At 71.7% G+C, this 26,647-nt stretch carries 23 protein-coding genes; 13 read left to right on the top strand and 10 right to left on the bottom strand.

The window, feature by feature from the left end:
- Positions 1–14: 14 nt before the first annotated feature.
- Complete coding sequence (locus AC1ROW_RS06685; RefSeq protein ID WP_493018051.1) at positions 15–1,484, bottom strand: DUF2142 domain-containing protein; 1,470 nt, start codon at positions 1,482–1,484, stop codon at positions 15–17.
- Positions 1,485–1,671: 187 nt separating this feature from the next.
- Between AC1ROW_RS06685 and AC1ROW_RS06680 the strand changes: the two genes are divergently transcribed.
- Together AC1ROW_RS06680 and AC1ROW_RS06675 are read left to right on the top strand one after the other, a co-directional pair.
- Entirely contained in the window at positions 1,672–2,655 is a 984-nt protein-coding gene (locus AC1ROW_RS06680; RefSeq protein WP_493018050.1) for a glycosyltransferase family 2 protein, read from the top strand.
- Between the two features lie 16 nt (positions 2,656–2,671).
- Entirely contained in the window at positions 2,672–4,594 is a 1,923-nt protein-coding gene (locus AC1ROW_RS06675) for a hypothetical protein (protein ID WP_493018049.1), read from the top strand.
- A gap of 27 nt (positions 4,595–4,621) precedes the next feature.
- On the opposite strand, the gene AC1ROW_RS06670 is transcribed toward AC1ROW_RS06675, so the two are convergent.
- Genes AC1ROW_RS06670 through AC1ROW_RS06660 form a run of 3 tightly spaced genes read right to left on the bottom strand, consistent with a single transcriptional unit; the run spans position 4,622 to position 6,692 of the window.
- A complete protein-coding gene (locus AC1ROW_RS06670) occupies positions 4,622–5,038 on the bottom strand; it encodes a DUF2304 family protein (protein WP_493018048.1) in 417 nt (138 codons plus the stop codon).
- Complete coding sequence (locus tag AC1ROW_RS06665) at positions 5,035–5,769, bottom strand: glycosyltransferase family 2 protein (protein WP_493018047.1); 735 nt, start codon at positions 5,767–5,769, stop codon at positions 5,035–5,037. Before AC1ROW_RS06665 ends, AC1ROW_RS06670 begins: the two co-directional genes overlap by 4 nt.
- A gap of 11 nt (positions 5,770–5,780) precedes the next feature.
- Complete coding sequence (locus AC1ROW_RS06660; protein WP_493018371.1) at positions 5,781–6,692, bottom strand: glycosyltransferase family 2 protein; 912 nt, start codon at positions 6,690–6,692, stop codon at positions 5,781–5,783.
- A 165-nt stretch (positions 6,693–6,857) separates the two neighbouring features.
- On the opposite strand from AC1ROW_RS06660, the gene AC1ROW_RS06655 reads away from it, so the two are divergent.
- On the top strand, positions 6,858–8,111 hold the full coding sequence (locus AC1ROW_RS06655) for a hypothetical protein (RefSeq protein WP_493018046.1): 1,254 nt from the start codon (positions 6,858–6,860) through the stop codon (positions 8,109–8,111).
- On the opposite strand, the gene AC1ROW_RS06650 is transcribed toward AC1ROW_RS06655, so the two are convergent.
- From AC1ROW_RS06650 to manA, 3 genes are read right to left on the bottom strand one after another with little or no spacing between them, the layout of a single operon-like run.
- Positions 8,044–9,342 carry an O-antigen ligase family protein gene (locus AC1ROW_RS06650; RefSeq protein WP_493018045.1) on the bottom strand — a complete coding sequence of 433 codons (1,299 nt, stop codon included), beginning with the start codon at positions 9,340–9,342 and terminating at the stop codon, positions 8,044–8,046. The two genes, AC1ROW_RS06655 and AC1ROW_RS06650, sit on opposite strands and share 68 nt — an antisense overlap.
- A gap of 10 nt (positions 9,343–9,352) precedes the next feature.
- Positions 9,353–10,702, bottom strand: coding sequence for an O-antigen ligase family protein (locus tag AC1ROW_RS06645; protein ID WP_493018044.1), 1,350 nt, complete (start codon positions 10,700–10,702; stop codon positions 9,353–9,355).
- Positions 10,703–10,716: 14 nt separating this feature from the next.
- Complete coding sequence (gene manA, locus AC1ROW_RS06640; protein WP_493018043.1) at positions 10,717–11,889, bottom strand: mannose-6-phosphate isomerase, class I; 1,173 nt, start codon at positions 11,887–11,889, stop codon at positions 10,717–10,719.
- 109 nt (positions 11,890–11,998) lie between these two features.
- Here manA and AC1ROW_RS06635 point away from each other — a divergent pair, with 109 nt between their 5' ends.
- The 5 genes from AC1ROW_RS06635 to AC1ROW_RS06615 all read left to right on the top strand — a co-directional run bounded on the left by AC1ROW_RS06635 (position 11,999) and on the right by AC1ROW_RS06615 (position 19,531).
- Positions 11,999–13,177 carry an acyl-CoA dehydrogenase family protein gene (locus tag AC1ROW_RS06635; RefSeq protein ID WP_493018042.1) on the top strand — a complete coding sequence of 393 codons (1,179 nt, stop codon included), beginning with the start codon at positions 11,999–12,001 and terminating at the stop codon, positions 13,175–13,177.
- A gap of 80 nt (positions 13,178–13,257) precedes the next feature.
- A complete protein-coding gene (galE, locus tag AC1ROW_RS06630; protein ID WP_493018041.1) occupies positions 13,258–14,220 on the top strand; it encodes a UDP-glucose 4-epimerase GalE in 963 nt (320 codons plus the stop codon).
- A 184-nt stretch (positions 14,221–14,404) separates the two neighbouring features.
- Entirely contained in the window at positions 14,405–14,725 is a 321-nt protein-coding gene (locus AC1ROW_RS06625; protein WP_345836731.1) for a WhiB family transcriptional regulator, read from the top strand.
- A gap of 71 nt (positions 14,726–14,796) precedes the next feature.
- Positions 14,797–18,108 (top strand): glycosyltransferase family 2 protein, encoded by a 3,312-nt coding sequence (locus tag AC1ROW_RS06620; protein WP_493018040.1) that lies wholly within the window; start codon positions 14,797–14,799, stop codon positions 18,106–18,108.
- On the top strand, positions 18,101–19,531 hold the full coding sequence (locus AC1ROW_RS06615) for a DUF5719 family protein (protein WP_493018039.1): 1,431 nt from the start codon (positions 18,101–18,103) through the stop codon (positions 19,529–19,531). Before AC1ROW_RS06620 ends, AC1ROW_RS06615 begins: the two co-directional genes overlap by 8 nt.
- A gap of 25 nt (positions 19,532–19,556) precedes the next feature.
- Here AC1ROW_RS06615 and AC1ROW_RS06610 read toward each other — a convergent pair whose 3' ends face one another.
- Positions 19,557–20,000: a metallopeptidase family protein gene (locus tag AC1ROW_RS06610; RefSeq protein WP_493018038.1), complete on the bottom strand. Its 444-nt coding sequence runs from the start codon at positions 19,998–20,000 to the stop codon at positions 19,557–19,559.
- Here AC1ROW_RS06610 and AC1ROW_RS06605 point away from each other — a divergent pair.
- From AC1ROW_RS06605 to AC1ROW_RS06590, 4 genes are read left to right on the top strand one after another with little or no spacing between them, the layout of a single operon-like run.
- Positions 19,902–20,255 (top strand): DUF3499 family protein, encoded by a 354-nt coding sequence (locus AC1ROW_RS06605; protein WP_493018037.1) that lies wholly within the window; start codon positions 19,902–19,904, stop codon positions 20,253–20,255. The genes AC1ROW_RS06610 and AC1ROW_RS06605 overlap by 99 nt on opposite strands.
- 9 nt (positions 20,256–20,264) lie before the next feature.
- Positions 20,265–21,707 (top strand): phosphomannomutase/phosphoglucomutase, encoded by a 1,443-nt coding sequence (locus AC1ROW_RS06600; protein ID WP_493018036.1) that lies wholly within the window; start codon positions 20,265–20,267, stop codon positions 21,705–21,707.
- Between the two features lie 37 nt (positions 21,708–21,744).
- Positions 21,745–23,226: an adenosylhomocysteinase gene (ahcY, locus tag AC1ROW_RS06595; protein WP_493018035.1), complete on the top strand. Its 1,482-nt coding sequence runs from the start codon at positions 21,745–21,747 to the stop codon at positions 23,224–23,226.
- Positions 23,226–23,777: a GNAT family N-acetyltransferase gene (locus AC1ROW_RS06590; RefSeq protein ID WP_493018034.1), complete on the top strand. Its 552-nt coding sequence runs from the start codon at positions 23,226–23,228 to the stop codon at positions 23,775–23,777. The genes ahcY and AC1ROW_RS06590 overlap by 1 nt, the downstream gene beginning before the upstream one ends.
- A gap of 17 nt (positions 23,778–23,794) precedes the next feature.
- Here AC1ROW_RS06590 and AC1ROW_RS06585 read toward each other — a convergent pair whose 3' ends face one another.
- Positions 23,795–24,700 carry a cyclase family protein gene (locus AC1ROW_RS06585; RefSeq protein WP_493018033.1) on the bottom strand — a complete coding sequence of 302 codons (906 nt, stop codon included), beginning with the start codon at positions 24,698–24,700 and terminating at the stop codon, positions 23,795–23,797.
- 32 nt (positions 24,701–24,732) lie between these two features.
- Positions 24,733–25,608, bottom strand: a complete 876-nt coding sequence (locus tag AC1ROW_RS06580; RefSeq protein WP_493018032.1) for an RDD family protein — start codon at positions 25,606–25,608, stop codon at positions 24,733–24,735.
- A 17-nt stretch (positions 25,609–25,625) separates the two neighbouring features.
- Between AC1ROW_RS06580 and AC1ROW_RS06575 the strand changes: the two genes are divergently transcribed.
- Entirely contained in the window at positions 25,626–26,621 is a 996-nt protein-coding gene (locus tag AC1ROW_RS06575; RefSeq protein ID WP_493018031.1) for a stage II sporulation protein M, read from the top strand.
- Positions 26,622–26,647 lie beyond the last annotated feature (26 nt).

The following is a 26,647-nucleotide window of genomic DNA, read 5'->3' as shown; positions in this document are numbered from 1 at the left end:
CCGGCGCCAGCCGCTCAGGAGACCGGGACCGCGACCGGTTCCCGCCGGCTCACCGGGGTGAACCGCCGGTCCACGCCGGCCAGGGCCCTCGTCGCCACGATCGCCGCGACCACGATGGCGAGCGTGAACAGCACAGAGAGCACCTCCCACGTCCCGGGCGGCTGCCAGGCGGGGTGCTTGACCATCTGGACGAGGAACGCGGCGTCGCCCACCACGTAGCGCTTGAGCGCGACCACGAAGGCGAAGACCTGCCCGACCGCCATCAGCCAGACGCCCCAGGTCGCGGCGCGGCGCACTGGCGGCACCGGGACGCCGAACCCGCAGCGATCGAGGACGACTCCGGACGCGAGCAGCAGGATGATCACGATCGCGAGGGTGTAGCGGCCCTGCCAGATGAACCCGGCTCGGTTGATCACCGCCGCCTGCGCGATAGCGGGAACGGCCACCATGGCCGCCAGCATGAGGATCACGGAGAGCCGGCGCGCGCCCCGGCCGAGGATCAACGCGGCCAGGACGAGGCCGATCATCAGGGCGGCCCAGACGATCTGCGTGAACGACGGAGCCGGGGTGTCGACCCAGCCGAACAGCCCGACCCAGCCCGTCGCGTAGTCGAATGTGTGCTGCACCATGAAGATCAGGCCGTCGCGGAAGCTCGACCCCGCGCCGTAGAACTGCTGAGGCTGGGCGACCACCGAGGGACGGAGGAAGTAGATCAGCTCCGCGAGCGAGACCAGTGCCGCGAGGGCGATGGTCACCCAGATCGCCGGCCGGCGGAACAGCCGCCTGAGGACCGCCTTCCTGCCGAGCAGGAGCGCCGTCACGACCGCGATCAGGAGCCAGAGGAGCGAGATGTTCCTGGTCGCGGTGAGCAGGATGGTCGAGAGCACGACGACACCGAGCAACTCGATCATCCTGACCCCGCGCATCACCCGCGACGCGAGCACGACCAGAGCGGCGAAGAGGCTTCCGGCGGCGACCGCCTCGATGCCGTTCGGATTGAGTGTGCCGCCGAGGTAGAGCACCATCGGCGTCGCGCTGACGAAGGCGGCGAAGTACGACCAGCGCGGCCGGGCGAGCTGACTGAGGGCGAGGAAGATGAAGCCGAACATCGCCGCGCACAGCAGCGAGTTGACCGCGCGCATAGCGTAGAGCGCTTTGTCGCCGCTCAGCACGAGGCTCGGGAGGCCGGTCAGGGCGTAGAAGACGGGGCTGTTCGCCGCCGCCGTGTGCCCCGACTGCACGATCCGGTTCGGGTCGCCCGGAACCGGGTGCACGCACGCCGCCGTGACGTTGGGGTTGAACGCGTAACAGGTCCGGGCGTTCACCCACGCGACGTACTCGGGGACCTCCGCCTCCGACAGCCGCGGGTTGCTCTTCAGCGCGCCGGTGAACACCTCGCCGCGGACGACGGCCGCGGCCCGGACGTAGTGGGTCGGCTCGTCGGGGGAGGAGCCGATGGGCGACGCCAGGTTCCAAAGCAGCATGGGCACCAGTAGGAGGACGAAACCGAATCCGAAGACCCCCCAGCGGTTGCGCGCGACGCGGGCGATGAGACCCGATTTCCCCCGATTTTCACGTGCTTCGGCCATGTGACTCGTGTTCCGCCTTCCGTTCCGGGCACAAGCCCGGAACAACCCTAGAGCATCCCGCATGTGAGATGCTGGTGCCGCCATGTCCTCGCCCAGCCGTGTCTCCGTCGCGCTCTGCACGTACAACGGCGCCGGATTCGTGGAGGAGCAGCTCCGCAGCATCCTGCGCCAGACGATCCCCCCTGCGCAGATCGTCATCGCGGACGACGGCTCATCCGACGACACGCTCGCCATCGTGGAACGCGTGCTCGCCGAGCCGGGAGCGCCGGAGCACCTGATCCTGCGCGCCGGGTCGGAACGCGGGGTGTCGGCCAACTTCGAGCGGGCCATCGCCCGGACCACGGGAGACCTGGTCGCCCTCGCCGATCAGGACGATGTCTGGAACGAGAACAAGGTCGAGCGGATGCTCGCCGTGTTCGACGGCGAACCCAGCCTGCTGCTCGCCTTCAGCGACGCCGAGCTGATCGACGCGCGGGGCGCGGCCACCGGCGGCGGCCTCTTCGAGCACCTGGAGGTCACTCCTACCGCACTCGAGCGCATCGCGGAAGGCCACGCCTTCGAGGAGCTCCTGCGCCGCAACATCGTCACCGGAGCGACGGTGGTGTTCCGGCGAGAGCTGTTCGACGACGCCGCGCCGTTCCCCCAATACTGGGTGCACGACGAGTGGCTCGCCATCCTCGCGGCGGCGCTGGGCGACGTCGCCCCCGTGCGCGCGCGGCTGATCGGCTACCGGCAGCACGGGGCCAACCAGATCGGCGTCAGCGCGCCGACGTTGAAGCGGAAGGTCACCCGCGTCCTGCAGCCGCGAGGGGACAGGAACACGCAGCTCTGGCGCCGGGCCGAGCTCCTCAGGGACCGGCTGGACCGGCTCGGCGCGCGGGCGAGCCGCGCGGATCGTCAGCTCGTCGAAGGTAAGCTGCGTCACGAGCGGGCCCGGGCACTCCTGCCGGGCAACCGTCTGCGCCGCGTTGTGCCCGTCATCAGGGAGGCGTGCACGGGGAGCTACTCTCGCTTCGCGAGCCAAGGGGCGGCGGACATCGTGAGGGATCTACTCCAGCCCCGTTAGTCCTCGAAGGCAGCGGATGCTCCAGCGGATACGAGCCCTCGGCTCGGCACTGGCCGGTCGCAACATCCCCGTTTCGCGCGTCGGGATCGGGCTCGCCGCCGCGTTGGAGGCCGCCCTCCTCGCCGCGGGCGCCGCCTCGGGCGTGCAGTGGCCGTTCTTCCTGATGACGGGAGCGCTCGTCTACCTCGCCCTCGGGCAGTACGTCGGCTGGGCGCTGGCGCTCGCCGTCGAGATCATCGGCGTATTCGCGCTGCTGGGCGTGCTGATCCCCGTCTACCCGCTCGTCGACCTCGGAGTCGAGTGGTCGAACCTGCTGCTCTGCGGGCTCCTCGCCGCGGCGGCCCTCGCGGTGATCTCCCGCCGCCGGCGGCACCTGCGCCTGCCCGTCCGGACGTCGGCCCGGCTTATGGCCGCGGCGCTCGTGGTGCCGCTGATCGGCATCGCGGCGACGGTCTACTCGATCCTCGTCTACGGGGGCGGCCACCTCTCCTGGGCGATGGGCAACGACGCGGTCTGGAACACGATCGCGTCCCGGCTGCTCCTCACGGACGGGGGACTCGTCGCGGCTGTGCACCCCAACCCGAGCCCGTTCAGCAATGCGCTCATGGCCTCCGCGATGGCCGGCGGTCGCGCGGCCGTCCCGCCGGCGGGACTGCTCGAGCACGACATCTTGCGGATCGTGCAGCTCTGGCTGGCCCTGACCTTCCTCGCCTGCGTGCTCTCGGCCCTCGTCGTCGCGCGCGAGGTCTCGCCCGAGCGGCGCTGGACGCGCGCCCTCGCGGCCGTCCTCGGCGGCGCGATTCCGACGCTCTGGTACGTCAGCGGCTTCGCGTTCGCGTACGGCTTCGTCAACGTGACCGTCTCGCTGGTCGTCCTGCTCAGCGTCTGGATCGTCTGGAAGGAAGCGGCCTCCTCGCCGTTCGCCGGCCTCTGCGCGCTGCTGCTCGCCACCACGCTGATGCTGGCCGTGTGGGCGCCGCTGGCGCCCGTGCCGCTCGCGCTCGCCGTGCTGTGCGCAGCGACGCAGTGGCACAACCGGAGCGCGCTCCTGCGCTGGCCGGTCGCGGTGTCGCTCTCGGTGTCGGTGGCCGTGCTCGTCCTCTACGGGCTGCTGCTGTCGCTCCCGGACCTGCGGCGGGACGGCGCAGCGCTCGGCGCGGGCGGCGCGATGGTCCCGATCGGGCGGCTCGACGCTCTCGTCTGCGCCGGAGTCGTACTCGCCCTCGCCGCGCTCGTGGCGCTTCGCACCGGGCGGCGCCGGACGTTCGTCGGCGCATGCGCGGTCGTCATGGCGGGCGGAGCCGCTGTGCTCTGGCTCTCCCTGGGCGCCACGGCGAGCGGAGGCTGGGGCTACTACCCGGCGAAGCTGGCCTGGATCCTCACCATCCTGGGGATCGTCATCGCGGCGGCCTCCGTGATGAGCCTGCTCGGCACGCGGACGATCCGCCCGGTGGGTTCGGCAGGAGTGCTCGCGGCCGCCGGTGTCGTCGTCCTCCTGCTCGCTGCGCTCGTGCCCCCGGTCTCCTGGTCGCCGGGGCACCTCGTCCCCGCGCTGACGATCGGCCGTGTCGGCGGCTCCAGCGCGCAGGACGCGGAGGCGTCGGTGCTGTTCGCGGTCTCCGACCCGACCCGCAAGACGCTCCTCGTGCAGTACTTCGCCGACCCGCGGCGGGAGCTGTTCGTCAACGGCTGGCTCATCCAGGAGCACTCCCAGCTCAGCCGGGACCCGCTGCGCGACAGTGCGTACTACCTCGACACCGCGAAGCTCGACCAGGTCTGCTCGGTGCTGCGGAGCTGGACGGGGAACGTCGTGGTGGTCACGCGCAACCCGAAGCTGCACGCGCAGCTCGGCGCGGTCTGCCCGGGCGCCGACGTCAGCGTGCGCGTGGTCGGTCCGCCGTCCGCGGATGCGGGCGCGCTCTGGTCGGGTGGGCTCTAGGCAGGGGCGTTCTCGAAGGGGAGCGCGCTAGTCCGTGGGCGGCGCCGGCCGCTCCGCCGTGGCCTGCTGATCCGCGGACGGCTGATGCGTCGCCGTCCGCGCCTCCAGCTCGTTCAACCGGAGCCGGAGCAGCACGACCTCTTCTGCGAGAGTGCGCGTCTTGTCCTCCAGCGTCGTCAGCTCGGTGCTGGCCTGGATGCACACCAGGAACAGCACGGCGATGCTGACGAAGAAGACCAGGTTGACGGGAGCGCCGACCCCGAAGAGACCGGCGGCCCAGATCAGGATTCCGGGGAAGACGCCGATGATCAGCGCGAGGAGGCCCGCGAGGAGCCACCAGATCGCGTGACGCTCGCGCATGCGCTTGCGCCGCATCATTTCGACGACCACGGCGAGCGTGATGAGGGCGGCGACGATGCCGAGGATGTACGCGGTCAGCGTCATGCGTTCACCTGCCGTTCGGAGGGGGCGATGGGCCGGAACAGCGCGAAGCCCAGTGCGAGGAACACGCGGCCCAGGTAGGTCGCCGCCTTGACGGGGTTGTGCGAAGGCACCCCGGCCGTCCGCGGCCGCATGGTCACCGGGATCTGGGCGATCACGCAGCCGGCGCGCGCGGCGATGACGAGCGCCTCGATGGTGTCGCCCAGGTATTCGGCCGGGTAGTTGGACGCGAAGAGGGCGACGGCCTTCGGCCCGCTCGCCTTGAATCCGCTGGTCGTGTCGGTCAGCGTGGTCCGTGCCGTGCGGCTCAGGGTCCAGGACAGCACCCGCATGGCCCACTTGCGCGGCCCGCGGACCTCGTAGTTGCCGCTCCCCGCGAATCGCGCCCCGATGGCGAGGTCGGCGTGCTCGAGCTCGGCGAGCAGCGCGGGGACGTTCCGGGGGTCGTGCTGCCCGTCGGCGTCGATCTGGATGACGTTGCGGAACCCGTGGCTCAGCGCGTACTTGAAGCCGAACCGCATCGCGCCGCCGACGCCCAGGTTGAAGGGGAGGACGGCGACCGTGGCGCCGGCGTCCGCGGCGACGACGGCGGTGCTGTCGACGGAGCCGTCGTCCACCACGAGGCAGGCCACACCGGGGAGCGAGGTGAGGATCTCGGTGACGGTCGCCCCGACGGACGCCTCCTCGTTGAACGCGGGCACGACGATGAGGGTCTGCTCGAGCGGTGTTGACATGATGCTGAATTCTACCGTGGCGGCATGCCGGATGCCGCCGCGCGCCATCCCGTGAAGACGTGGCGTCCGAGCGAACGGAGGCCGGAGGGGTTCCCGCGGGCGGACGGGACGCGGGTCACGGCGTTCAGCCGGGACGACCAGTGGGCGGCGGCGACCCGCGCGGCCCGCCTCCAGCCGCGCTCCCGCAGGACCCGTGCCGTCGCTAGGAAGAAGGCCCGCTCCTCGTCGAAGCGGCTGCCGTCGGTGGCGGTCCACGACGACACGCTCCCGGCGTGCCTGCGATACCGGAACACCCGGTCGGGGAGGACGACGAGGGAGCCGCCGTCGAGGACCAGATCGAGCTGGAGCGCGAGGTCGAGCACGACGTCGAACGCGGGGTCGAACCCGTGCGCCCGGACGGCCTCCGTGCGCCAGACGATCGACGGGAAGTAGGTCCAGTTCCCGCGGAGCAGGCTGATCGCCAGGCGCTCCTCGGTGAGCACCAGCTCCGCGTCGCCGCGCGGCCGGTACCAGGTCTTGACGCGGTCGGGCAGCGGCAGGCTCGGCGTGCCCGCGTCGTCGATGACCGTCACGCCGGGCTGGAAGTAGGCCGCGCCGGGGTGCCGTCCGATCGCCGCCCGCATCGTCGCGACGTAGTCCGGTTCGAGGAGGTCGTCGCACCCCATCAGGACGAACCATTCGCTCTCCACGAGGTCGACCGCGCGGGAGAAGTTGCCCGAGACGCCGAGGTTCTTCTCGTTGCGCGTGTAGACGATCCGTGTGTCGGACAGCGACGACACCCATTCGCCCGGGGCGCGGTCGGGATAGACGTCGTCGATCACCACGAGCCGCCACGCGGGGTCGCTTTGCGCGAGGACGCTCTCCACCGCCTCCCGGAAGAGCCCCGGGTCGCCGTAGAACGGCATCATTATGTCGATCGTCACTGCGTCCAAGCTTTCATCGTAGGGTGGGGGCTGCGGCTCGCGGGCTGCCACGCCCCATCCTTCCATGCCTTCCTGGAGTCACTCATCACCGCTTTCGAGCCTGTCAACGAGCCCATCCCCGAGGTCGAAGGACCCTCGGCGCAGCCCGGCGCGCGCTCCTCGGTAGTGCTGATCCTCGGTGCGACGGCCGTCTCCGGCATCGCCGGCTACGCCGTGACCTGGCGCGTCTACACCGCGATCGGAGCGGCGGGCTACGGGGTGTTCTCGGTGTTCTGGTCGGCGCTGTTCCTCGTCGTCGGCATCCTGTTCGGCCTCCAGCAGGAGTCGACCAGGGCGACGGCGCAGACCATCGTCGCGCGGTCGGAGGACGGCGCCGGGTCGCCGCGCACCTCGCTCTGGGCCTTCGCCGGGGTGATGGCGCTCGTCGTGGGCGCAGTCGTCGTCGCGACCGGGTGGCTCTGGGCCGCTCCCAGCCTCGGAGCCCACAACACCGGCCTCTTCTGGCTGGTCGCGCTGGGAGCCGCGCTGAACTGCCTCGTGGCGGCCGCGTCGGGCGTCGCGGCCGGCGCGGGGATGTGGCGCCAGCTCGCCGCCGTCGTCGCGCTCGACGGCATCATCCGCTTCGTGGGGGTCGCGGCGGTGCTCGCCGTCACGGACGACCTGGTGGCGCTCGCCATCGCGGTGATCGCCCCCTTCCCGCTCTCGCTCGCCATCGTCTTCCTCAGCGCACCTCGGCGGTTCGTCGCGAACGCGCGGGTCGCGGACGGCGTCCGGGTGCTCATCGCGAACACCGGGCGGACGGTGCTGGCGGCGTCCGCGACGGCGGTCCTGATCAACGGGTTCCCGCTCCTGCTCTCGTTCTTCGCGGGGCAGGGGAACCACGCAGCGCTCGGGTCGCTGGTGCTGACCGTGACCCTCACCCGCGCGCCCATCCTCGTCCCCCTCACCGCCCTGTCCAGCTACCTGGTCAGCCGGTTCGCCCATCACCCGGAACGGACCGGCCGGACCGTCGTGGTCCTGCTCGTGGGCATCGCCGCCGTCATGGCCGTCCTCTGCCTCGTGGCCTGGCTCTGGAGCGTCGCTGTCATGCGCTTCGTGTTCGGAGCGCAGTACCACCTCGGCGCGGGCGTCATCGTCGCGCTGATCGCGTCGTCGGGGCTGATCGGAGCGCTCTTCGTGAGCGGTTCGGCCGTGCTCGCCCGGGACGCGCACGGCCTCTACGCCGTGGGCTGGGTGGTCGCCTCGGTCGTCACCATCGGGCTGCTATTCCTCCCCCTCGCGCTGCCGGAGCGCGCGGCGCTCGCCCTGGCCGCCGGACCGGCGGTCGGACTCGTCATCCACCTGGCCGGGCTCAGAGTCGCGGGGCGCCGTCGTGGTGCGGAAGCCGCAGCCGCCAGCTCATCCCCTGGGAGGCCTTGACCGTGCAGATCACAAGGAGCATCCAGCCGGACTCGATGAGGATCGAGCTCTCGAACACGCTCGTGACCAGTAAGGCGACCAGGACGAGGGGCGCCCAGGCGTAGACGACGCTGCGCCGGTTGGAGGCGAGCAGCCACGAGCGGCCGAACGCCAAAGCGATGAGCGTGATGAAGATCAGGAGGCCGATGAAGCCGACCTGCAGGTAGACGTCCAGGTAGGCGTTCAGGCCGTCCGGGTGATAGGTGCCGGTCGCGTCGTCGATGGCGCTGAACGGATACAGGTCGGTCGGCCAGGCGCCCACCCAGCCCCAGCCGGCGATCTGGTTGATCGGGATGAGCTCCCAGATCTGGATCCACAGCTTGTAGCGCACCTGGAAGTCCGCGCGGGCGTTGAGCAGGTCGATCACGCGGGTGCGGTAGATGTAGGCGACGACCAGGACGGCGACGGTCACGACCGCGAGCGCCCACTGCACCAGCGTCCGGCGGTGGGCCGGGACCTTGCGCAGCAGGTAGAGCGCGAGGGTGGCGAAGCCGACCACAACCGAAACGGCGGCGATCACGGGGGAGTGGGCGAGCAGGATGCAGAGCACGGCGAGCGTGATCGAGTATGCGGCCAGCGCGGGCCGCACGGAGCGCGTGCGCAGCTCGACGAGGAAGGTGACGAACGCGATCAGCGCGACGATGCTGAGCTGGTTCCGGGTGCCGAACAGGCCCTGGATCGGGCCGCCGGCCGCGATGTTGCCGGCGATCCCGAGGAAGCGGATCGGCAGGTCCAGCAGCAGCCCGCTCAGGACCTCCAGCGCCAGCGACACGGTCAGCAGCACCCGCAGGGCGTCGCCGACCACCCGGACGATCTGGATGGCGTCGCGCACGAGCGCGATGTAGACGGCCAGGAAGGCGAACAGGAGCTGGTAGAGGACTCCGGCGACGGTGGCCCACTGGTAGTCGCTCCAGATGATGGACAGCGCGCACCAGCCGACGAACAGCAACGCGGAGATCGGCAGCAGGCCGTGCCACTCGATGAGCTTCCACTGGGCGATGAACGACAGCGCCGCCAGCAGCGCGATCGTGCCGAGCACGCCGATGAGGCCAGGCCAGCCGATCATCGCGCGGATGGCGTGGGTGGAGAAGCCGGTCACCACCGCCAGCAGCGCGAGGGTCGAGTTGAATCTCGCCGATCCCAGGAACTCGGTCACCGCAGGCGGCACCAGGGTTCGACGCGGTTCGGCCATGAACAGAATCCTACGTGGCGGACTGCTTGGTCTTCAGGGAGAGCAGCGCGAGCAGCGCCCAGCCGCCTTCGATGAGGATGCGACTCTCGGCGAGGCTCTGGGCGAGCAGCGCGGCCAGCAGCAGCAGCGGGAGCAGCGCGAGCGCTGTGTAGGGCAGGTCGTCGGCGACGGCCACCCGGGGCCGGTCCACGGCCAGGAACCACGACCGCCAGAGCGTGCTCAGCACCAGGAGGGCGAAGATCACCAGGCCGACGATCCCGAGCTGCAGCCACACGTCGAGCCAGGCATTGTGCGCCTGCAGGTACACGACGCCGCTGCGGACGGCGAGGTTCTTGAAGGGCTCGACCCAGGGCGCCCAGTAGCTCACCCAGCCCCAGCCGAACGCGGGGCGCTCCTGGGCGAGGTGGATGACCGAGTCCCAGATCGTGAGCCGGCCGGTGAGGTCCTCGCTCTTGCCGAGCAGCACGGGGATGCGGGAGGCGAACAGCGCGACGGAGACGACGATCACGACCGCGAGCGCCGCGGCCGTGAGATAGACGGGCCGCCGCCGCTCGGGGCCGGCGCGGCGCGTCCAGAGCGCGAAGCCGAGGACGACCGCGGTGAACACGGCGGCGATGAACACGGTCGAGGAGCGGGTCAGCGCGAAGGTCACGACGGCGACGACGACCCACGTGATCGCGGTGCCGCGGCGGATGCTGCGATCGGCGAGCTGGATGCCGAAGACCACGAGCCCGAGCAGTGCGACCATCGCCAGCAGGTTGCTGTTCCCGACGATCCCCTGGATCTGGCCGCCGTGGAAGAGCAGGTCGCGGCTCCAGTAGAAGGCCGACGGGATGTGCGAGGCCGGCGCCGGCTGGGCGGGCGTGAGCGGGAGCACCGGCTTGCGCACGAAGACGGCGACGATCAGTTCGAACAGGAGCGAGAGGCCCAGGATCCAGCGGAAGGCGTTCGCCAGCGCCGTCAGCAGTGACTGCCAGCTCAGGCAGAAGGCGAGGAACAACGCCGCGCCGGTGGTGGCGAACTGGGCGACCAGCCCGAGCGCGGTCGCCCCCGGGTACGCCGACCAGGCGAGCGAGACGACCGCGTACGCGAGGAAGAGCACGAGCGTCTTCGGCAGCTTCCGCCAGCGCACGACGGGCCGCAGCCGCACCAGGAGGACGACGCTCCCCACCGCCAGGACCCCGGCGAGCACGAAATACCCGGGCCAGCTGATCAGGTTGCGCCAGAAGTCCCCGGCGAACAGCGTGAACAGCACCAGCACCGCGAACACCGACACCCCGGTGCCGGAGGCGCCGCGGGCGGCGTCGACGCGGTCGCGCACCGGGTTCGCTCCGGGCGCCGGGTGGGAGGGCCTGCTCACCCCCGAAGAATAGCTCACCGGTTCGGCGTCGCCACGAAGAGTGTTCCCGCGCCGGCATATATCGTCAGCGTGCCCTCGTCCGCCGTCACCACGGCGGCCTCGCCGCGGGAGAGCCGCAGCGAGCCTGTGGCACCGCGGAGCTCGACCTCCCCGGCTGTGCAGAGCACGATCGCCGTGCCGGGAAGGTCGACCGAGGCCGACGCGACGTCGCCGCCGATCTCCACACGCGCCAGCCGGAAGTCCGGCACGTCCGGCACGAACTCCTCGACGCCGGGCGCCGGCCGCTCGCGCACCATCGGGGTGACGTGGAACGGCGCGAAGTCGAGGATGCTCACCAGCTCCGGCACGTCGATCCGCTTCGGGGTCAGGCCGCCGCGCAGCACGTTGTCGGAGGCGGCCATCAGCTCCACGCCGAGCCCGCGGAGGTAGGCGTGGATGTTGCCCGCCGGGAGGTAGAGGGCGTCGCCCGGGCGCAGAGCCACCCGGTTGAGCAGGAGCGCGAGGACGATGCCGGGGTCGCCGGGGAACGCGTCGGCGAGCATCCGCACGGTGTCCGCGTCGGTGCTGTCGGCCGCGGTGCCCTCCGCTGTCCGCGCTGCCTCCACCACGGCGTCCACGACCGCCGCGACCTCGGGCGCACCGCCGAGCAGCCACTCGGTCGCCCGCCGCAGCGCCGCCTCCGGTTCGCCGTCGAGCGTCGCCGCGAACGCCGCCACCGCAGGCTCGCGGCCCGCCAGCCGTTCGAGCGCGGCGCGGCTGTCCGTCGGCTCGCGGAAGCCGCAGAGCGCGTCGAACGGGTCGGACAGCGCGAAGATCATCTCCGGCTTGTGGAACGGGTCCTTGTAGTTGCGCTCGGGGGAGTCCGGCGCCAGGCCCTCGGCGTTCTCGCGCTCGAACCCGGCCCGCGCCTGCGCAGAGGAGGGGTGCGCCTGCAGCGACAGCGGCCCCGCCGCCGCGAGCACCTTGAGCAGGTAGGGGAGCTTCCCGGCCGTCTCGCTCCAGTGCGACAGGTCGGCGGCCCCGCCGGTCTGGGCCGGGTCCAGGATGCGGGCCGCGGAGCCCGGGTGCGCGCCCAGCCACAGCTCCGCCTCCGGGCCCCCGCTCGGCGTCGTGCCGAGGAGGTGGGCGATCGCGGTGGTGGAACCCCACGCGTAATCGCGCGGCGTGTTGCCGATGCGCACAAACATCCGTCGTGTTCCCTTCGGTCCGGTTAGACCAAAGTACCAATCGCTTTGCCGCTCTTCTGGCCCGTCTCTAGGCTGGCGGTCTCTGCCGACCGCATGCACTGGAGCACACATGGCCTTCGAATCCCTCGCCAGCGACTTCTACGGCTTCGAGAACCTCCTGACCGAGCGCGAGCGCGACTTCATCGCGAACCTGCGCGCAGCGCTGGAGTCCGAGCTGAAGCCGATCGTCAACGAGTACTGGGAGCGTGCGGAGTTCCCGCGGCAGATCGTCGACGTGCTGCACGGCGCCGGCGCGATCGGCCTCGGCTTCGAGGAGACCGCGCCGTTCGAGAACTCGGCGGTCTTCCGCGGCTGGGTCGCCCTGGAGCTGGCCCGGGTCGACGCCTCCGTCAGCACGTACGTGGGCGTGCAGAACGGCCTGGCGCTCGGCGCGATCGGCGTCTGCGGCTCGAAGGAGCAGCGGGCGGAGTGGCTGCCGAAGCTCGCCAGCGGCGAGGTGCTCGGCGCGTTCGGCCTCACCGAGCCGGACTCCGGCTCCGACTCGGCCCAGGGCTTGCGCACGATCGCGACCCGCGACGGCTACGACTGGATCCTCAACGGCTCCAAGCGCTGGATCGGCAACGCCACCTTCAGCGACATCACCGTCATCTGGGCGAAGAGCGCGGAGGACGGTCAGGTGAAGGGCTTCATCGTCCCGACCAGCACCCCCGGCTACACCGCGACCAAGATCGAGGGCAAGCAGTCGCTGCGCATCGTCCAGAACGCCGACATCACCCTCGAGAACGTGCGCGTGCCGGAGTCGCTGCGCCTCCAGAACGCGAACAGCTTCCGCGACACCGCCGCGGTGCTGCGGCTGACCCGCGCCGAGGTCGCCTGGTCGGCCGTCGGCGTCGCGGTCGGCGCCTACGAGGCGGCGCTGCGCTACGCGAAGGAGCGCGTGCAGTTCGGCAAGCCGATCGCCAAGCACCAGCTGATCCAGGACCTCCTGGTGAAGTCCATCGGCGACATCACCGCCTCCATCGCCCTCTGCACCCGGGTCTCCCAGATGCTGGACGACGGCGAGCAGCGCGACGAGCACTCGGCCCTGGCCAAGGCGTTCGCGACGGCACGCATGCGCGAGACCGTCGCCCGCTGCCGCGAGTTGATGGGCGGCAACGGCATCGTGATCGACTACGACGTGGCCCGGTTCTTCGCGGACGCGGAGGCGCTGTACTCGTACGAGGGCACCCGCGAGATGAACACGCTGATCGTCGGCCGGGCGATCACCGGGGAGGCCGCCTTCGTCTGACCGGCTGCGGGAGGCGTCCGCCTGTCGAACGCTAGGGTTGCTCTGATTCCCTCGTTCCTTATCGAAGCAGGAGGACGCCCGTGGCGTGGTTGGTGACTGGAGGGGCCGGCTACATCGGCTCCCACGTGGTGCGGGCGTTCCGCGCCGAGGACATCGAGGTCGTCGTGGTCGACGACCTGTCCAGCGGGCACGAGGAGTTCGTCCCGTCGGACGTGCCGTTCTACCGCGGCACCATCCTCGACGGCGCGCTGCTGGAGCGGATCTTCCGCGAGAACACGATCAGCGGCGTGGTCCACGTCGCCGGCTTCAAGTACGCCGGCGTCTCCGTGCAGCGCCCGCTGCACACCTACGAGCAGAACGTCACCGCCACCGCCGTGCTGCTCGCCGCGATGCAGGAGGCGGGGGTCGACGCGATCGTCTTCTCCTCGTCCGCCGCGGTGTACGGCACGCCGGACGTCGACCTGGTCACCGAGTCCACTCCGAAGAGCCCGGAGTCGCCGTACGGCGAGTCCAAGCTGATCGGGGAGTGGCTGCTGCGCGACCAGGGCGTCGCCGCGAGCCTCCGTCACACGTCGCTGCGCTACTTCAACGTCGTGGGCTCCGGCGACCCCGCACTGCGCGACACCAGCCCGCACAACCTCTTCCCGCTGGTCTTCGACGCCCTCGTCGCCGGCCGCATCCCGCGGATCAACGGCGACGACTACCCGACTCCGGACGGCACCTGCGTGCGCGACTACATCCACGTCGCCGACCTCGCCGTCTCGCACGTCGCCGCCGCCAAGCGGCTGGACGCGGGGGAGCCGATCGAGGCCGTCTACAACCTGGGCAGCGGCGACGGCGTCAGCGTGGGCCAGATCATGTCGACGGTGGCCCGCGTCACCCACATTCCCTTCACCCCAGAAGTGGGGCCTCGACGGCCGGGGGACCCGGCGAGGATCGTTGCCTCGGGAGAGCTCGCCGCGCGCGATCTCGACTGGAAGATGCGCCACTCCCTCGAGGAAATGGTAGGCAGCGCCTGGGATGCACGGCAGGCGGCGTCCTGACCTCGCTGTCGACGGGGGTAGACAGGTCGGGCGTGTCGCGATTGTTGCCGAGCCCCGGCGCGTCGTGAAGTCTCGACCAGGCGTTAAGGCTTTACGATTCGCGACTTGACGGAAGCGAATGACAACGGTGTAATTATTGCGACACGACAAACGTGTGACGTCAGTTAGAGGGTGGGGAACCGATATGGCAATTCCTGAATATCGTTCTGGGGTACCCGACGACTGGTTCGTGGATCCGGTGCGACTCGGAGTTCCGGGAGTCCGGGCGGCTGTCGAGGACGACAACCCGCTCGCCTGGCAGTCCGACGCCCTGTGCGCGCAGACGGATCCGGAGGCGTTCTTCCCCGAGAAGGGCGGCTCCACTCGCGACGCCAAGCGGATCTGCACCTCGTGCGAGGTCCGCTCCCAGTGCCTCGAATACGCGCTCGCCAACGACGAGCGGTTCGGGATCTGGGGCGGGCTCTCGGAGCGCGAGCGCCGCAAGCTCCGCAAGCGCGCGGGCTGAACCGGGTCGAATACGCGCCGCGCCCGACGCACTACCGGGATCGGCGCAGCCCCAACTTAGGCTGACTCCCGATGTATCCGAGAGTCACCGCCATCGTCGTCGCCCCGAGCGGCGGCACCAGCCTGCAGCGCACTCTCGACGCCCTCGCGGCACAGACCCGACAGCCGGACGCCGTGATCGCCGTCGACTGCGCGAGCACGGACGACGCCGCCCGCCTCCTCGCCGACGCCAAGCCCACCCAGCTCCTCCGCAGCCCGGAGAAGCTGTCCTTCGGCACGGCGATCGCCACCGCCGTGCGCGTGCTCCCTCCCACGACCTCCTCCGACGAACTGCTCTGGCTGCTCGCCCACGACACCGCGCCGGATCCGGGCGCCCTGGCCGCGCTGATCGGCGCGCTCGAGGTGTCACCGTCCGTGGCCGTCGTCGGCCCCAAGCTGGTCGACGCCGAAGACGCCGCGTTCATCCGCGAGTTCGGCGAGTCGATGACGCCGTTCGGCGCCTCCCTCCCGCTGGTCGAGAACGAGCTCGATCAGGCCCAGCACGACGGCCTGAGTGACGTGCTCGCGGTGTCGCCCGCCGGGATGCTCGTCCGCCAGCCGGTCTGGGACGCGCTCGACGGCTTCGACCCGGCGCTGCCCACCATCGACTCCGGGCTCGACTTCTGCACCAGGGCGCGGCTGGCCGGCTACCGCGTGACGCTCGTCGCCCAGGCCCGCGTCGCGGTCGGCGGGGACGGCGTGGCCGGCCCCAACCTGTCGCGCAAATGGTCGGTGCGCCGCAAGCTCGCGGGGGAGCGGCGCAGGGCGCAGCTCCACCGGCGGATGGTCTACGCGCCGGGCTGGGCGCTCGTGCCGCACTGGCTGTCCCTCGTGCCGCTGGCGATCGTGCGCTCCGTCATCCGCCTGCTCCGCAAGGAGCCTGGCTCGGTCGGCGGCGAGCTGGGCGCGGCCTTCCGGGTAGCGTTCTCCGGCATGGCGGTCGGCGCCGGCCGCCGCCGCCTCGCCCGCGCCCGGACGGTCGGCTGGGCGGCCATCGCGCCGCTGCGGCTGCCGTTCGCCGACGTGCGCCGCGGGCGCGCGCTCAAGCGCGAGGCGGCGATGGTCCGCCAGCAGGGCGAGCGTCAGGAACTGGACTTCTGGGGCACCGGCGGCGGCTGGACGGTGCTCGCGATGCTGGCCGTCGGCGTCGTGCTCTTCTATCCGCTGGCCGGCTCCGGCGCGATCACCGGCGGCGGGATGCTGCCGCTGAACTCCTCCGTCGGCGAGCTCTGGGCGAACCTCGGCTACGGCTGGCGCGACATCAACCTCGGCTTCACCGGCGCCGCCGACCCGTTCTCCGCGGTCCTGGCCGTGCTCGGCACCCTCACTTTCTGGCAGCCGAGCGTCTCGCTCGTGGCGCTCTGGCTGCTCGCCCTGCCGCTCGCCGCCCTCGGCGCCTGGCTCGCCGCCGCCCGGCTCACGGTGCGGCCGACGCTCCGCGCCTTCGCCGCCGTCGTCTACGCGTTGGCGCCGACCCTGTTCGTCGCGCTGCAAGGCGGCCGCCCGGGCGCCGTGCTCGCGCACATCCTGCTCCCGTGGCTGTTCTTCGCCGGCCTCGCCGCCCGCCGCTCCTGGACGGCCAGCGCCACGACGGCCCTGCTCGCGGCCGCGACGGTCGCCTGCGCCCCGATCCTCATCCCGGCGCTGGTGATCGCCTGGATCGCGGCCATCGCGTTCGCCGGCCGGCGCGCCGCGCGCATCGTCTTCATCCCGCTGCCCGCCATCGTGCTGTTCGCGCCGCTCGCCTGGCAGCAGGCGGCCCGCGGTGCCTGGCTTTCGGTCTTCGCCGACCCGGGGGTCCCGCTCGACGCGCGGCAGACGCCGGCCTGGCAGCTCGCGCTCGGCTTCCCGGACGGCGCACTCGGCGGCTGGCACGCCCTCGCGCAGGCGTTCGGGCTCAGCGCGGCGCCGGGCAACGTCATCGTGCCCATCCTGCTGGCGCCGCTCGGCATCCTCGCGCTGCTCGCGCTCTTCCTGCGCGGCACGGTCCGCGCGGTCGTGGCACTGCTGGTCGCACTCGTGGGCTTCCTCACCGCGGTGACCGCCCTGCACCTCGAACTCGCGGTGTCCGGCTCCGCGGTCGTTCCGATCTGGCCGGGCAGCGCGGTGAGCCTGTACTGGCTCGGCCTCATCGGCGCGGCGGTGCTCGCGCTGTCGGCTCTCCACCGCGGAGCGCTTGCCCCGGCGTGGGTGGCGATGGTGACGATCGCGATCGCCGCGGTGCCCTCGGCGATCGCGACGCATGACGGCCAGGCCTCCGTGACGGCGAGCGACGGCCGGACGATGCCGGCGGTGGTGACCGCGAAGGCCGCGACCCAGCCGCGCACCGGCACGCTGCGGATCACGCCGCAGCCCGATGGCGGCATCCGGGCGCAGGTGGTCCGCGGGACGGGGCAGACGCTCGACGGCCAGACCACGCTGAACTCGACCGAGCGGTCGCTGTCGGCCGGCCAACGTGACCTCGCGACGCTCGCGGGGAACCTCGCGTCGCGCAGCGGCTTCGACGCCTCGGGCGAGCTGAAGCGCCTCGGCATCGACTTCGTGCTGCTCACGCCGTCGGCGACCGCGCTGGACGAGCACGTCGGCGCCAAGCCCGATACGGCGGCGGCTGACGCCACCCGGGCGCGCGCGAGCGTCGCGATGGACGCCAACTCGCTGCTCGCGCCGGTGGGCCAGACCACCACGGGCTCGCTGTGGGCGTTCGACCGCGGCACCGCCGTCGAGCCGCCCGCCGCGCTGATCCCGCCGGACGCCGGCGGGATGGTGCGCGTGCTCGTGCTCCTCGTGCAGGGACTGATCGTCGGCTTCACGCTGCTGCTGGCCATCCCGACGACCCGGTCGGCCGATCGTGTCTCCGAGCTGAACTCCCGCCGCCCCGCGCGCAAGCACGGCGGCGAGCCTCCCGCCATCGAGCCGGACGACGAGCCGGACCCGCCGTCGGACGGCGACGTCCCCGTCGCGGGCGAGGTCCTCGACGAGTGGGACGCCGAGCCGGAGGACGAGGCCGTCGTCGAGTCCGCGGACGTGGACGGGGCCCGCGAGGCGGACCCCGAGCCGGAGCAGACCACCGGCGCGGAGCCGGAGCCGGAGCCGGAGCCCGAGCCGGAGTCGGCCGCCGGGCCCGTGCCGGCCGCGCCGGGGCCCGCGCTGCCGGAGACCCCATTCGCGGAGCCCGCCCTGCCCGAGCCCGCGCTGCCCGAGCCCGCCACCGGGCCGAACGCCACCGCGCACGACTTCGCGCTGCAGGCCGCCGTTTCCTTCGACGCGCCGACCACGCTGGAGGACGGCCTCGACGAGACCATCATTCGGCCCCGTCCGTCCATCGAGAGGAGCGACCGTGGCTGACCGCCGTGCCCTCGCCCAGGGCGGCGTCCGCGCGATCGGAGGCGTCGTCGGCGTCGGGGTCGCCGCCGTCGTCATCGCGGGTGCGACCCTGCTCCCGCTGTCCGGCTTCGCGATCGACGCGCCGTCGAAGAACGTCCACCCGGTGCCCGCCGACCAGCAGCGGGTCTGCCCCGGTCCCGTGCTGGCCCTCGCCGCCGACGCGGGGCAGGCCTCGCGCCCCAGTGCGATCGGAAAGTTCTCGGCGGTCTACGGCACCGACGGGTCGGACGTCCAGACCAGGAACCTCAAGCCGGACGCCTCCACCGAGTCCGCCGATCAGTCCCCGCTCGCGCTGACGGCCACGACCCCGCAGGGCGCGACCCGTCCTCCGCTGTTCGCGGGCGCCCAGGCGCAGCACGCTGTGACCCCGGACCTCGCCGGGCTCGCCACGGCCTCCTGCGCGGAGGCCGCCGCCGACAGCTGGCTCGTCGCCGGCGCGACCACCCTCGGGCAGACCAGCCTCGTGCTGCTGTCCAACCCCACCTCGGTCGACGCGACGGTCAACCTCGACATCTTCACCGAGACGGGCCGGGTGGCAGCGCCCGGCGCGACCGGGATCCTCGTCCCGGCGGGGACTCAGAAGGTCGTCCCGCTCGCCGGCCTCGCGCCCTCCGCGACCGCCCCCGTCGTCCACGTGACGACCGCAGGCGGCGCCGTGGTGGCCACCATGCAGCAGAGCTTCGAGCAGGGCATCGACCCGCGCGGCGTCGAGCTCGCGGGCACGACGGGCGCGCCCTCCCGCGAGCAGACGATCTCCGGGGTGACGATCGCCTCCCTCGCCGCGGTCACAGCCGCCCAGTCCGCGGAGAGCGTCGGCGTCGAGTTCCCGACCGTGCGCGTCTTCGTGCCGGGCTCACAGGACGCCCAGATCACGATCGGCGCGGTGGGGGAGGCCGGAACGGCCGCGGGCAACTCCTACGCCCAGACTGTGAAGGCGGGCAACGTCGCCGAGATCCCGCTCGACCACCTCAAGGACGGCAGCTTCACCGTCACCGTCCGCTCGAGCGTCCCGGTCGTGGCGGCCGTTCGCACGTCGGTGATCGGGGCCACCACGCGGGACTTCGCCTGGTTCGTCTCCTCGCAGCCGATCTCGGACTCCCAGCTCATCGCCGTCCCCCCGGGGCCGGGCGCGCGTCTGCATTTCGCCAACAGCGCGGACAAGAACGTGAAGGTGAAGATCCAGGGGACGTCGGGCGCTCCACTCGCGCTCACGGTGCCGGCGGAGGGCGGAGCAGGGGTCTCGGTCCCGTCGGGCCGCTACACGGTCACCGGGGGCGACGGGCTCGTGGCCGCCGTCAGCCTCACCGGCGACGGTCTCTCCAGCGCGTTCGCGGTCTCACCCGCCGGGCCGCTCGCGGCGCCGATCGAGGTCTACCCGCACTGACGCCGGGCCGCGCCTGCGGCCCGGATCAGAAGTGCCGGAACCGGTCGGGCGCGAGATCCCACGGGTCCTTGCCGAGCAGCTCGGCGACGGCGCGGAAGACGCAGCCTTCGATGTACATGCGGCGGTGCAGGTCGTCGTCGCGGTGCAGCTTGGTCAGCCGCTGGATGGGCACGCGGTACAGCACGACGCGCCGGCGCGCGTGGTCCACGTACCAGCGGTCCACGCCGTCGCTCCCGGTGTTGCCGAGCGGTGTCGCGGCGACCTCGAAGTGCACGTCGGCCAGCTCGTCCGGCCAGACGCCCTTGAGGTAGTCGGCAGTGGACGCCACGGTCATGTCGAAGAAGTCGATGCGGTTCTGCAGCATCGGCAGATGCGGTCCCGTGACCGGGCCGCGCGCGCCGCGCCCGTGACGGCTGCGCCACCGGCTGGTCGCCGGAGGGTTGCTGCTGGTGCGGCGGTTGCGGGGCATGTCGTAATCCTACGTCGGCGGCGCTCCGGTAGTCTGAGGCCGATGTTGAGCCGTCCGTGTTCCCGTGTCGCGTGTCCGCGCGACGCCGTGTCGACGCTGACGTACGTCTACGCGGACTCGATGGCGGTGCTCGGCCCGCTCAGCCTCCACCACGAGCCGCACTCCTACGACCTCTGCGCCATCCATGCCGAGCGCCTGTCGGCGCCGCAGGGCTGGCAGATCGTCCGCCACGAGGTGTTCGGCGAGATCAAGTAGGGTGACCGGGTGCACTCAACTGACTCGATCGACGACTATCGCGACGCCCTCTCCCGGGTCATCAAGACCTACGATGTGCGCGGACTGGTCGGCAGCGGCCTGACCCCCGAGATCGTGACCGCGATCGCCGCGGCGTTCGTGGACGAGATCGGCGCAGCGGGGTCGGAGGTCGTGGTCGGCCACGACATGCGCGACTCCTCGCCGGAGTTCGCCGCCGCCTTCGCGCGCGGCGCTCAGGCCCGCGGGGCGGACGTCGTGTCGATCGGGCTCTGCTCCACCGACGAGTCCTACTTCGCGTCCGGCGCCCTGCAGGCGCCAGCCGCGATGTTCACCGCGAGCCACAACCCCGCCACCTACAACGGCATCAAGCTCTCCCGCGCCGGCGCGCAAGGCCTCAGCTGGGACACCGGCCTCGCCGCCATCCGCGACCGTGCGGCCGTCTACCTCGCCGAAGGGCTCGAGCCCGTGGCCGAGCCCGGTTCGTACCGCGAGCAGGACGTCCTGACGGACTACGCCGCGTACCTGCGCGGCCTGGTCGATCTGAGCGGCATCCGCCCGGTCAGGATCGTCGTGGACGCGGGCAACGGCATGGGCGGTCTGACCGTCCCCGCGGTGCTCGGCGAGGCCGCAGGGCTGCCCGCTCTGCCCATCGAGATCATCCCGCTGTACTTCGAGCTCGACGGCAGCTTCCCGAACCACGAGGCGAACCCGCTGGAGCCGGCGAACCTGGTCGACCTGCAGGCGGCGGTCGTGGAGCACGGCGCCGACCTCGGCCTCGCCTTCGACGGCGACGCGGACCGCTGCTTCGTCGTGGACGAGACCGGCGGGGCGGTGTCGCCGTCCGCGGTGGCCGCGATCGTCGCCCTCCGCGAGATCGAGCGGGCCCGCGCGGAGGACCCGGAGGCCCCGATCACGGTCATCCACAACCTGATCACCTCCAACATCGTGCCGGAGACGATCGAGGCCGCCGGCGCAGTGCCGCACCGCACGCGCGTCGGCCACTCGCTGATCAAAGCGGCCATGCGCGAGACCGGAGCGGTTTTCGGCGGCGAGCACTCGGCTCACTACTACTTCCGCGACTTCTGGAGCGCCGACAACGGCATGCTGGCCGCGATGCACATGCTGGCCGAGTTCGGCGCGCAGGAGCGGCCGCTGTCCGAGCTGGCGGCGGTCTACTCGCCGTACTCGCAGTCCGGCGAGATCAACTCGACGGTCGAGGACGTCCCGGCCGCCTACGCGCGGGTCGTGGAGGCGTTCACCGGCCGCGCGGAGTTCGACGAGCTGGACGGCCTCACGGTCACCGGCTACACCGACGAGACCGAGCCGTTCTGGTGGTTCTCGGTGCGCCCGTCCAACACCGAGCCGCTGCTGCGCCTCAACGTGGAGGCCGCAGACGCTCCCACCATGACGCGCATCCGCGACGAGGTGCTGGCGCTCATTCGAGCCGAGTAGGCCTACCGCCGGCGTTAGGGCATGGGAGAATAACCCCATGCCTTCTGCCGTCACTGACACGTCCCTGCCCTTCCGCGTCGCCGATCTCTCGCTCGCCGAGGCGGGACGGCACCAGATCCGGCTCGCCGAGAACGAGATGCCGGGCCTGATGGCCCTCCGCGAAGAGTTCGGCGCCTCCCAGCCGCTCGCCGGCGCCCGCATCGCCGGCTCCCTGCACATGACCGTGCAGACCGCCGTGCTGATCGAGACCCTGGTGGCCCTGGGCGCGCAGGTGCGCTGGGCGAGCTGCAACATCTTCTCCACCCAGGACGAGGCTGCCGCGGCCATCGCGGTCGGCCCGGACGGCACGCCCCAGGCGCCCGCCGGCGTCCCGGTCTTCGCGTGGAAGGGCGAGACGCTCGAAGAGTACTGGTGGTGCACCCAGCAGATCTTCGACTGGAGCGCGGAGGCCACGGCCGCCGGCGCCGACTGGACCGGCCCCAACCTCATCCTCGACGACGGCGGCGACGCCACCCTTCTGGTGCACAAGGGCCGCGAGTTCGAACTCGCCGGCGCCGTGCCGGACGACGCCGAGGGCGACAGCCACGAGTACCGCGTCATCCTCGCCGCGCTGCGCGCCTCCCTCGCCGCCTCGCCCGACCGCTGGACGCGCATCGCGGACGGCATCCTCGGCGTCACCGAGGAGACCACGACCGGTGTGCACCGCCTGTACGAGCTGGCCAAGCACGGCGAACTGCTGTTCCCGGCGATCAACGTCAACGACTCGGTCACCAAGAGCAAGTTCGACAACAAGTACGGCATCCGCCACTCGCTGCCGGACGGTCTCAACCGCGCTACCGACGTGCTCATGGGCGGCAAGGTCGCGTTCGTCGCCGGCTACGGCGACGTCGGCAAGGGCGCCGCGGAGGCTCTGCGTGGCCAGGGCGCGCGCGTCATCGTCAGCGAGGTCGACCCGATCAACGCCCTCCAGGCGGCGATGGACGGCTTCCAGGTGACCACGCTGGAGTCCGTCATCGACCAGGTGGACATCCTCATCACCGGCACGGGCAACGTCAACGTCGTCACGCTCGACCACATCCTCGCGATGAAGCACCTGGCCGTGATCGCCAACGTCGGCCACTTCGACAACGAGATCGACATGGCCTCGCTGGAGGCGCTGCCCGGCGCCGAGAAGGTGGAGATCAAGCCGCAGGTGCACGAGTGGCGGCTGCCGAACGGCCGCAGCGTCCTGGTGCTGTCCGAGGGCCGCCTGATGAACCTCGGCAACGCCACCGGCCACCCGAGCTTCGTGATGAGCAACTCGTTCGCCAACCAGGTGCTCGCCCAGCTCGAACTCTTCGTCTCGACCGAGAACTACCCGGTCGGCGTCTACGTGCTGCCGAAGCACCTGGACGAGAAGGTCGCGCGCCTCCACCTGGCCGCGCTCGGAGTCCAGCTCACCACCCTCACGGACGAGCAGGCCGCCTACATCGGCGTTCCGGTCGACGGCCCGTACAAAGTCGACCACTACCGCTACTGATGGCGCTCGACTTCGCAGACCGGGAGCTCCCCGGCGGCCTTCTCCTGCGCCTGCGCCGGGAGGAGGACGCCGCGGCGCTCGCCGCCGCGTACCTCCGCAACCGGGGCCACCTGGCACCGTGGGATCCGACGCGCTCGGAGGAGTTCTTCACCGAGGCCGGCCAGCGCACCCGCACTCTGGAGCTGCTGGCGCTCCGCTCGCTGGAGACGGCCGTGCCGCTGGTGATCGTGGACGGGGACGAGATCGCCGGAGGGATGGACCTCAGCAACATCGTCAGGGGGGCCTTCCAGAGCGCGATGGTCGGCTACTGGCTCGACCGCGGCCACACCGGCCGCGGCCTGGCGTCGGTGGCGCTGGCGGCGCTGGTCGACGCGGCCCGCGACGACTACGGGCTGCACCGCGTGCAGGCGGCGACGCTGCTGGCCAACCACGCCTCGCAGTCGGTGCTCACCCGAGCGGGCTTCGAGCGGATCGGCGTCGCGCCGAACTACCTGAAGATCGCGGGGCGCTGGCAGGACCACGTGCTGTTCCAGAAGATCCTGCACGACTGAGTCGCGGCGCGCGAGGCTCACACCTCCGCGAACGCCCGCACCGGGAACGTTCCGAACCCTTCCACGGCCGGCGGCGCCGCCGTGAAGCGCGCGCCGCGGGCGGGGAGGCCGCCCAGCCGGGTCAGGTGCTCCACGACGTGGATGCTGTGCGCCAGGAGGATGCTGTGCGCCGGGCGCGAGCCGCCGCTCTCGGTGTCGTCGATGTTCAGGGAGTCGATGCCGACCAGCGTCACGCCCGCGTCGGCCAGGTGCTGCGCGCCGGCCTCGGTCAGGTACGGCGCGCCCGACGCGTAGGCGGGCGTCCCGAACCGGGTGTCCCAGCCGGTGTGCAACAGGACGGCCGTGCCGGTCAGGTCGCGGTCGAAGAACACCGAGGCCGGGATGCCGCGCTCGGTCGCGTCCGCCAGGTGGAAGACCTCGGCGGGCAGTCCGACCAGGGTCGCGAGGTCGAGCGAGGCGAGGTCGCCGCCGTCCGCGTAGCGGTGGTACGGGCTGTCGAGGTAGGTGCCGGTGTTGCCGATCATCGTGATGACATCCATCGCGAACTCGGTCCCGGGAGCGTAGCGCTCGCGGGAGGCCTCGCGGGTGAGGTGCGGGGTGATGACCGGCGCGGGCAGGCCGGGGTAGGTGACCAGTCCGGCGCGGATGGGGTGGCTGAGGTCGACCACGCGGCGCGAGGAGGCGTCCTGCGAGGCCGGCTCGGCCATCCCGCGGCTGCCCCGGTGCGGCTCCGGCACGATCCGCAGGTCCCGCAGTTCGACGGCGCCGACGAGGGCCAGACCGAGGTGGCGAACGAAGAGCTCGGCGACCTCCGCCTCGCCGATCGACTCCGAGGGGACGTCGAGCCGGAAGCCCTCCGCCGTCAGGCCGCCGCCGTTGACGAACGACACGCTCGCGTCGAAGTGGGCACGGTACTCGGTCATCGGCGCTCCTGAGGTCTGAGGGGTCGGCCGGATCACCGGTCGGGGAACGAGTGCGGCAGCGCGTCGAGCACCGGCTCCAAGCGCCGCAGCCGCTCGGCCTCCAGCGCCAGGCCGGCGGCGTCCCGCTGGCGGCGGAGCACGGCCACCGCGACGAGGAACGACTCGGCGTCGACCGGCGGCAGCGGCGACACATAAGCCGCCGCCTCGCGGGCCAGCTCGGTGCTCAGCCCGTACCGGGCCGCGGCGGTGAGCTGCGGGGCCTGGCGCACGAATTGCGCGATCCGGCGGGAGAGCCGGTCGGGCAGTCTGCCGACGTCGGCGTTGACCGCCCAGGCGGCCAGCTGCGGCGGCAGATACAGCGTGAGCGGCTGCGGGCGCGGAACGCGCTCCAGCTGGCTGTAGGTTCCCGCCAGCAGATCGCCCAGGCGCTTGGAGCGGGAGTTGAGGAGGCCGGTGAGCGCGGCGATCCCACCGAAGCTCAGATAGATCTCGAGCACACCGACGAGGGCGCGGATGAACGCGTGCCGGAAGCCGGTCGCACCGCCGTCGTCGCGCACGATGCGGGCGCCGACCGCGAGCCTGCCGAGTGAACGCCCCCTGGTCAGCAGCTCCATCCCGGTCGGCAGGATCACCATCCCGAACACCAGGATGAGGATGATCAGCGCGCGCAGGAGGGCCTGGTCGAGCCCGCCGCCGGTGCCCACCAGGAGCAGGATCAGCCCGAGCATGACCAGCATCGAGAACAGCCAGTCGATGATCGTCCCGGCCGCACGGAGGATGTAGCTCGCGGGCTTGACGTCCAGGGTGACGGCCTCGCCGGTGACCAGTTCGCGTTCGGGCGCCGTGCCCGCTGGGCCGCCCGCATTCGGGAGACCCCCACTCGGGAGGAGAGGCGCGGATGCCGTCATGGCTATCATTCAAGCAGATGGATCTCGACGCATACACTGCCGCGCACGCCGCCGACTGGGAGAGGCTCTCCCGGCTGGCCGGGCGTCGTCGCTTGGACGGCCGCGAGGCCGACGAGCTGATCGACCTGTACCAGTCCGGCGCGGCGGACCTGTCGGCCATCCAGACCAGCGCAGGCTCGACCGCGGTGGGCGACCGGCTGTCGGTCACGCTCGCCTCGGCACGGCTGCGCTTCACCGGCGCCGGCTCGAACCTGTTCTCGCAGATCCCGCGCTTCTTCGCCCTGCAGCTTCCCGCAGCGCTCTACCGGATCCGCTGGGTGGTGCTGGGGGTCGCGGTCGCGACGCTGATCGTCTCGACGCTGTACGCGCTGTGGATCACCGGCAACCCGCAGGTGCTCCGCAACCTCGGCGACGACGCAGCCCTCAAGCAGTACGTGAACCACTCCTTCGTCGACTACTACTCGAACAACCCGGCTGCGTCCTTCGCGGGACAGGTGTGGACGAATAACGCCTGGATCGCCGCGCAGTGCATCGCGTTCGGGATCACCGGGCTGTGGGTGCCGTACGCGCTCCTCCAGAACGCGGTCGGGATCGGCACGGCGGCGGGCGTCATGTTCGCCTACGGTCGCGGCGACGTGCTGTTCTCGTACATCCTTCCGCACGGACTCCTCGAGCTCACCAGCGTGTTCGTCGCCGCCGCGGCGGGCCTGCGCATCTTCTGGGCGTGGATCGCGCCGGGGGCGCGGACGCGCGGGCAGGCGCTCGCCGAGGACGGCCGCGCGCTGTTCACGATCGCGATCGGCTGCGTGATCAGCCTGTTCGTCTCCGGCCTGATCGAAGGCTTCGTGACGCCGTCGGCGCTGCCGGTGTGGCTGAAGATCGCGATCGGAGCGCTCGCGCTCGCGCTCTACCTCTTCTACATGCTGTTCGTCGGCCGCCGGGCCGTGCGCGCCGGCGAGACCGGCGACCTCACCGAGTTCGAGGCGGGCGACCGCCGCGTCGTCGCCGGCTGAGCCTCCCGACATTCGTCACGAATGCG

This window comes from Leifsonia sp. GW821-FHT13C09, from assembly GCF_058806435.1.
Note: the sequence above shows the minus strand (reverse complement) of the source record. Positions and strands in the feature narration are given on the sequence as shown.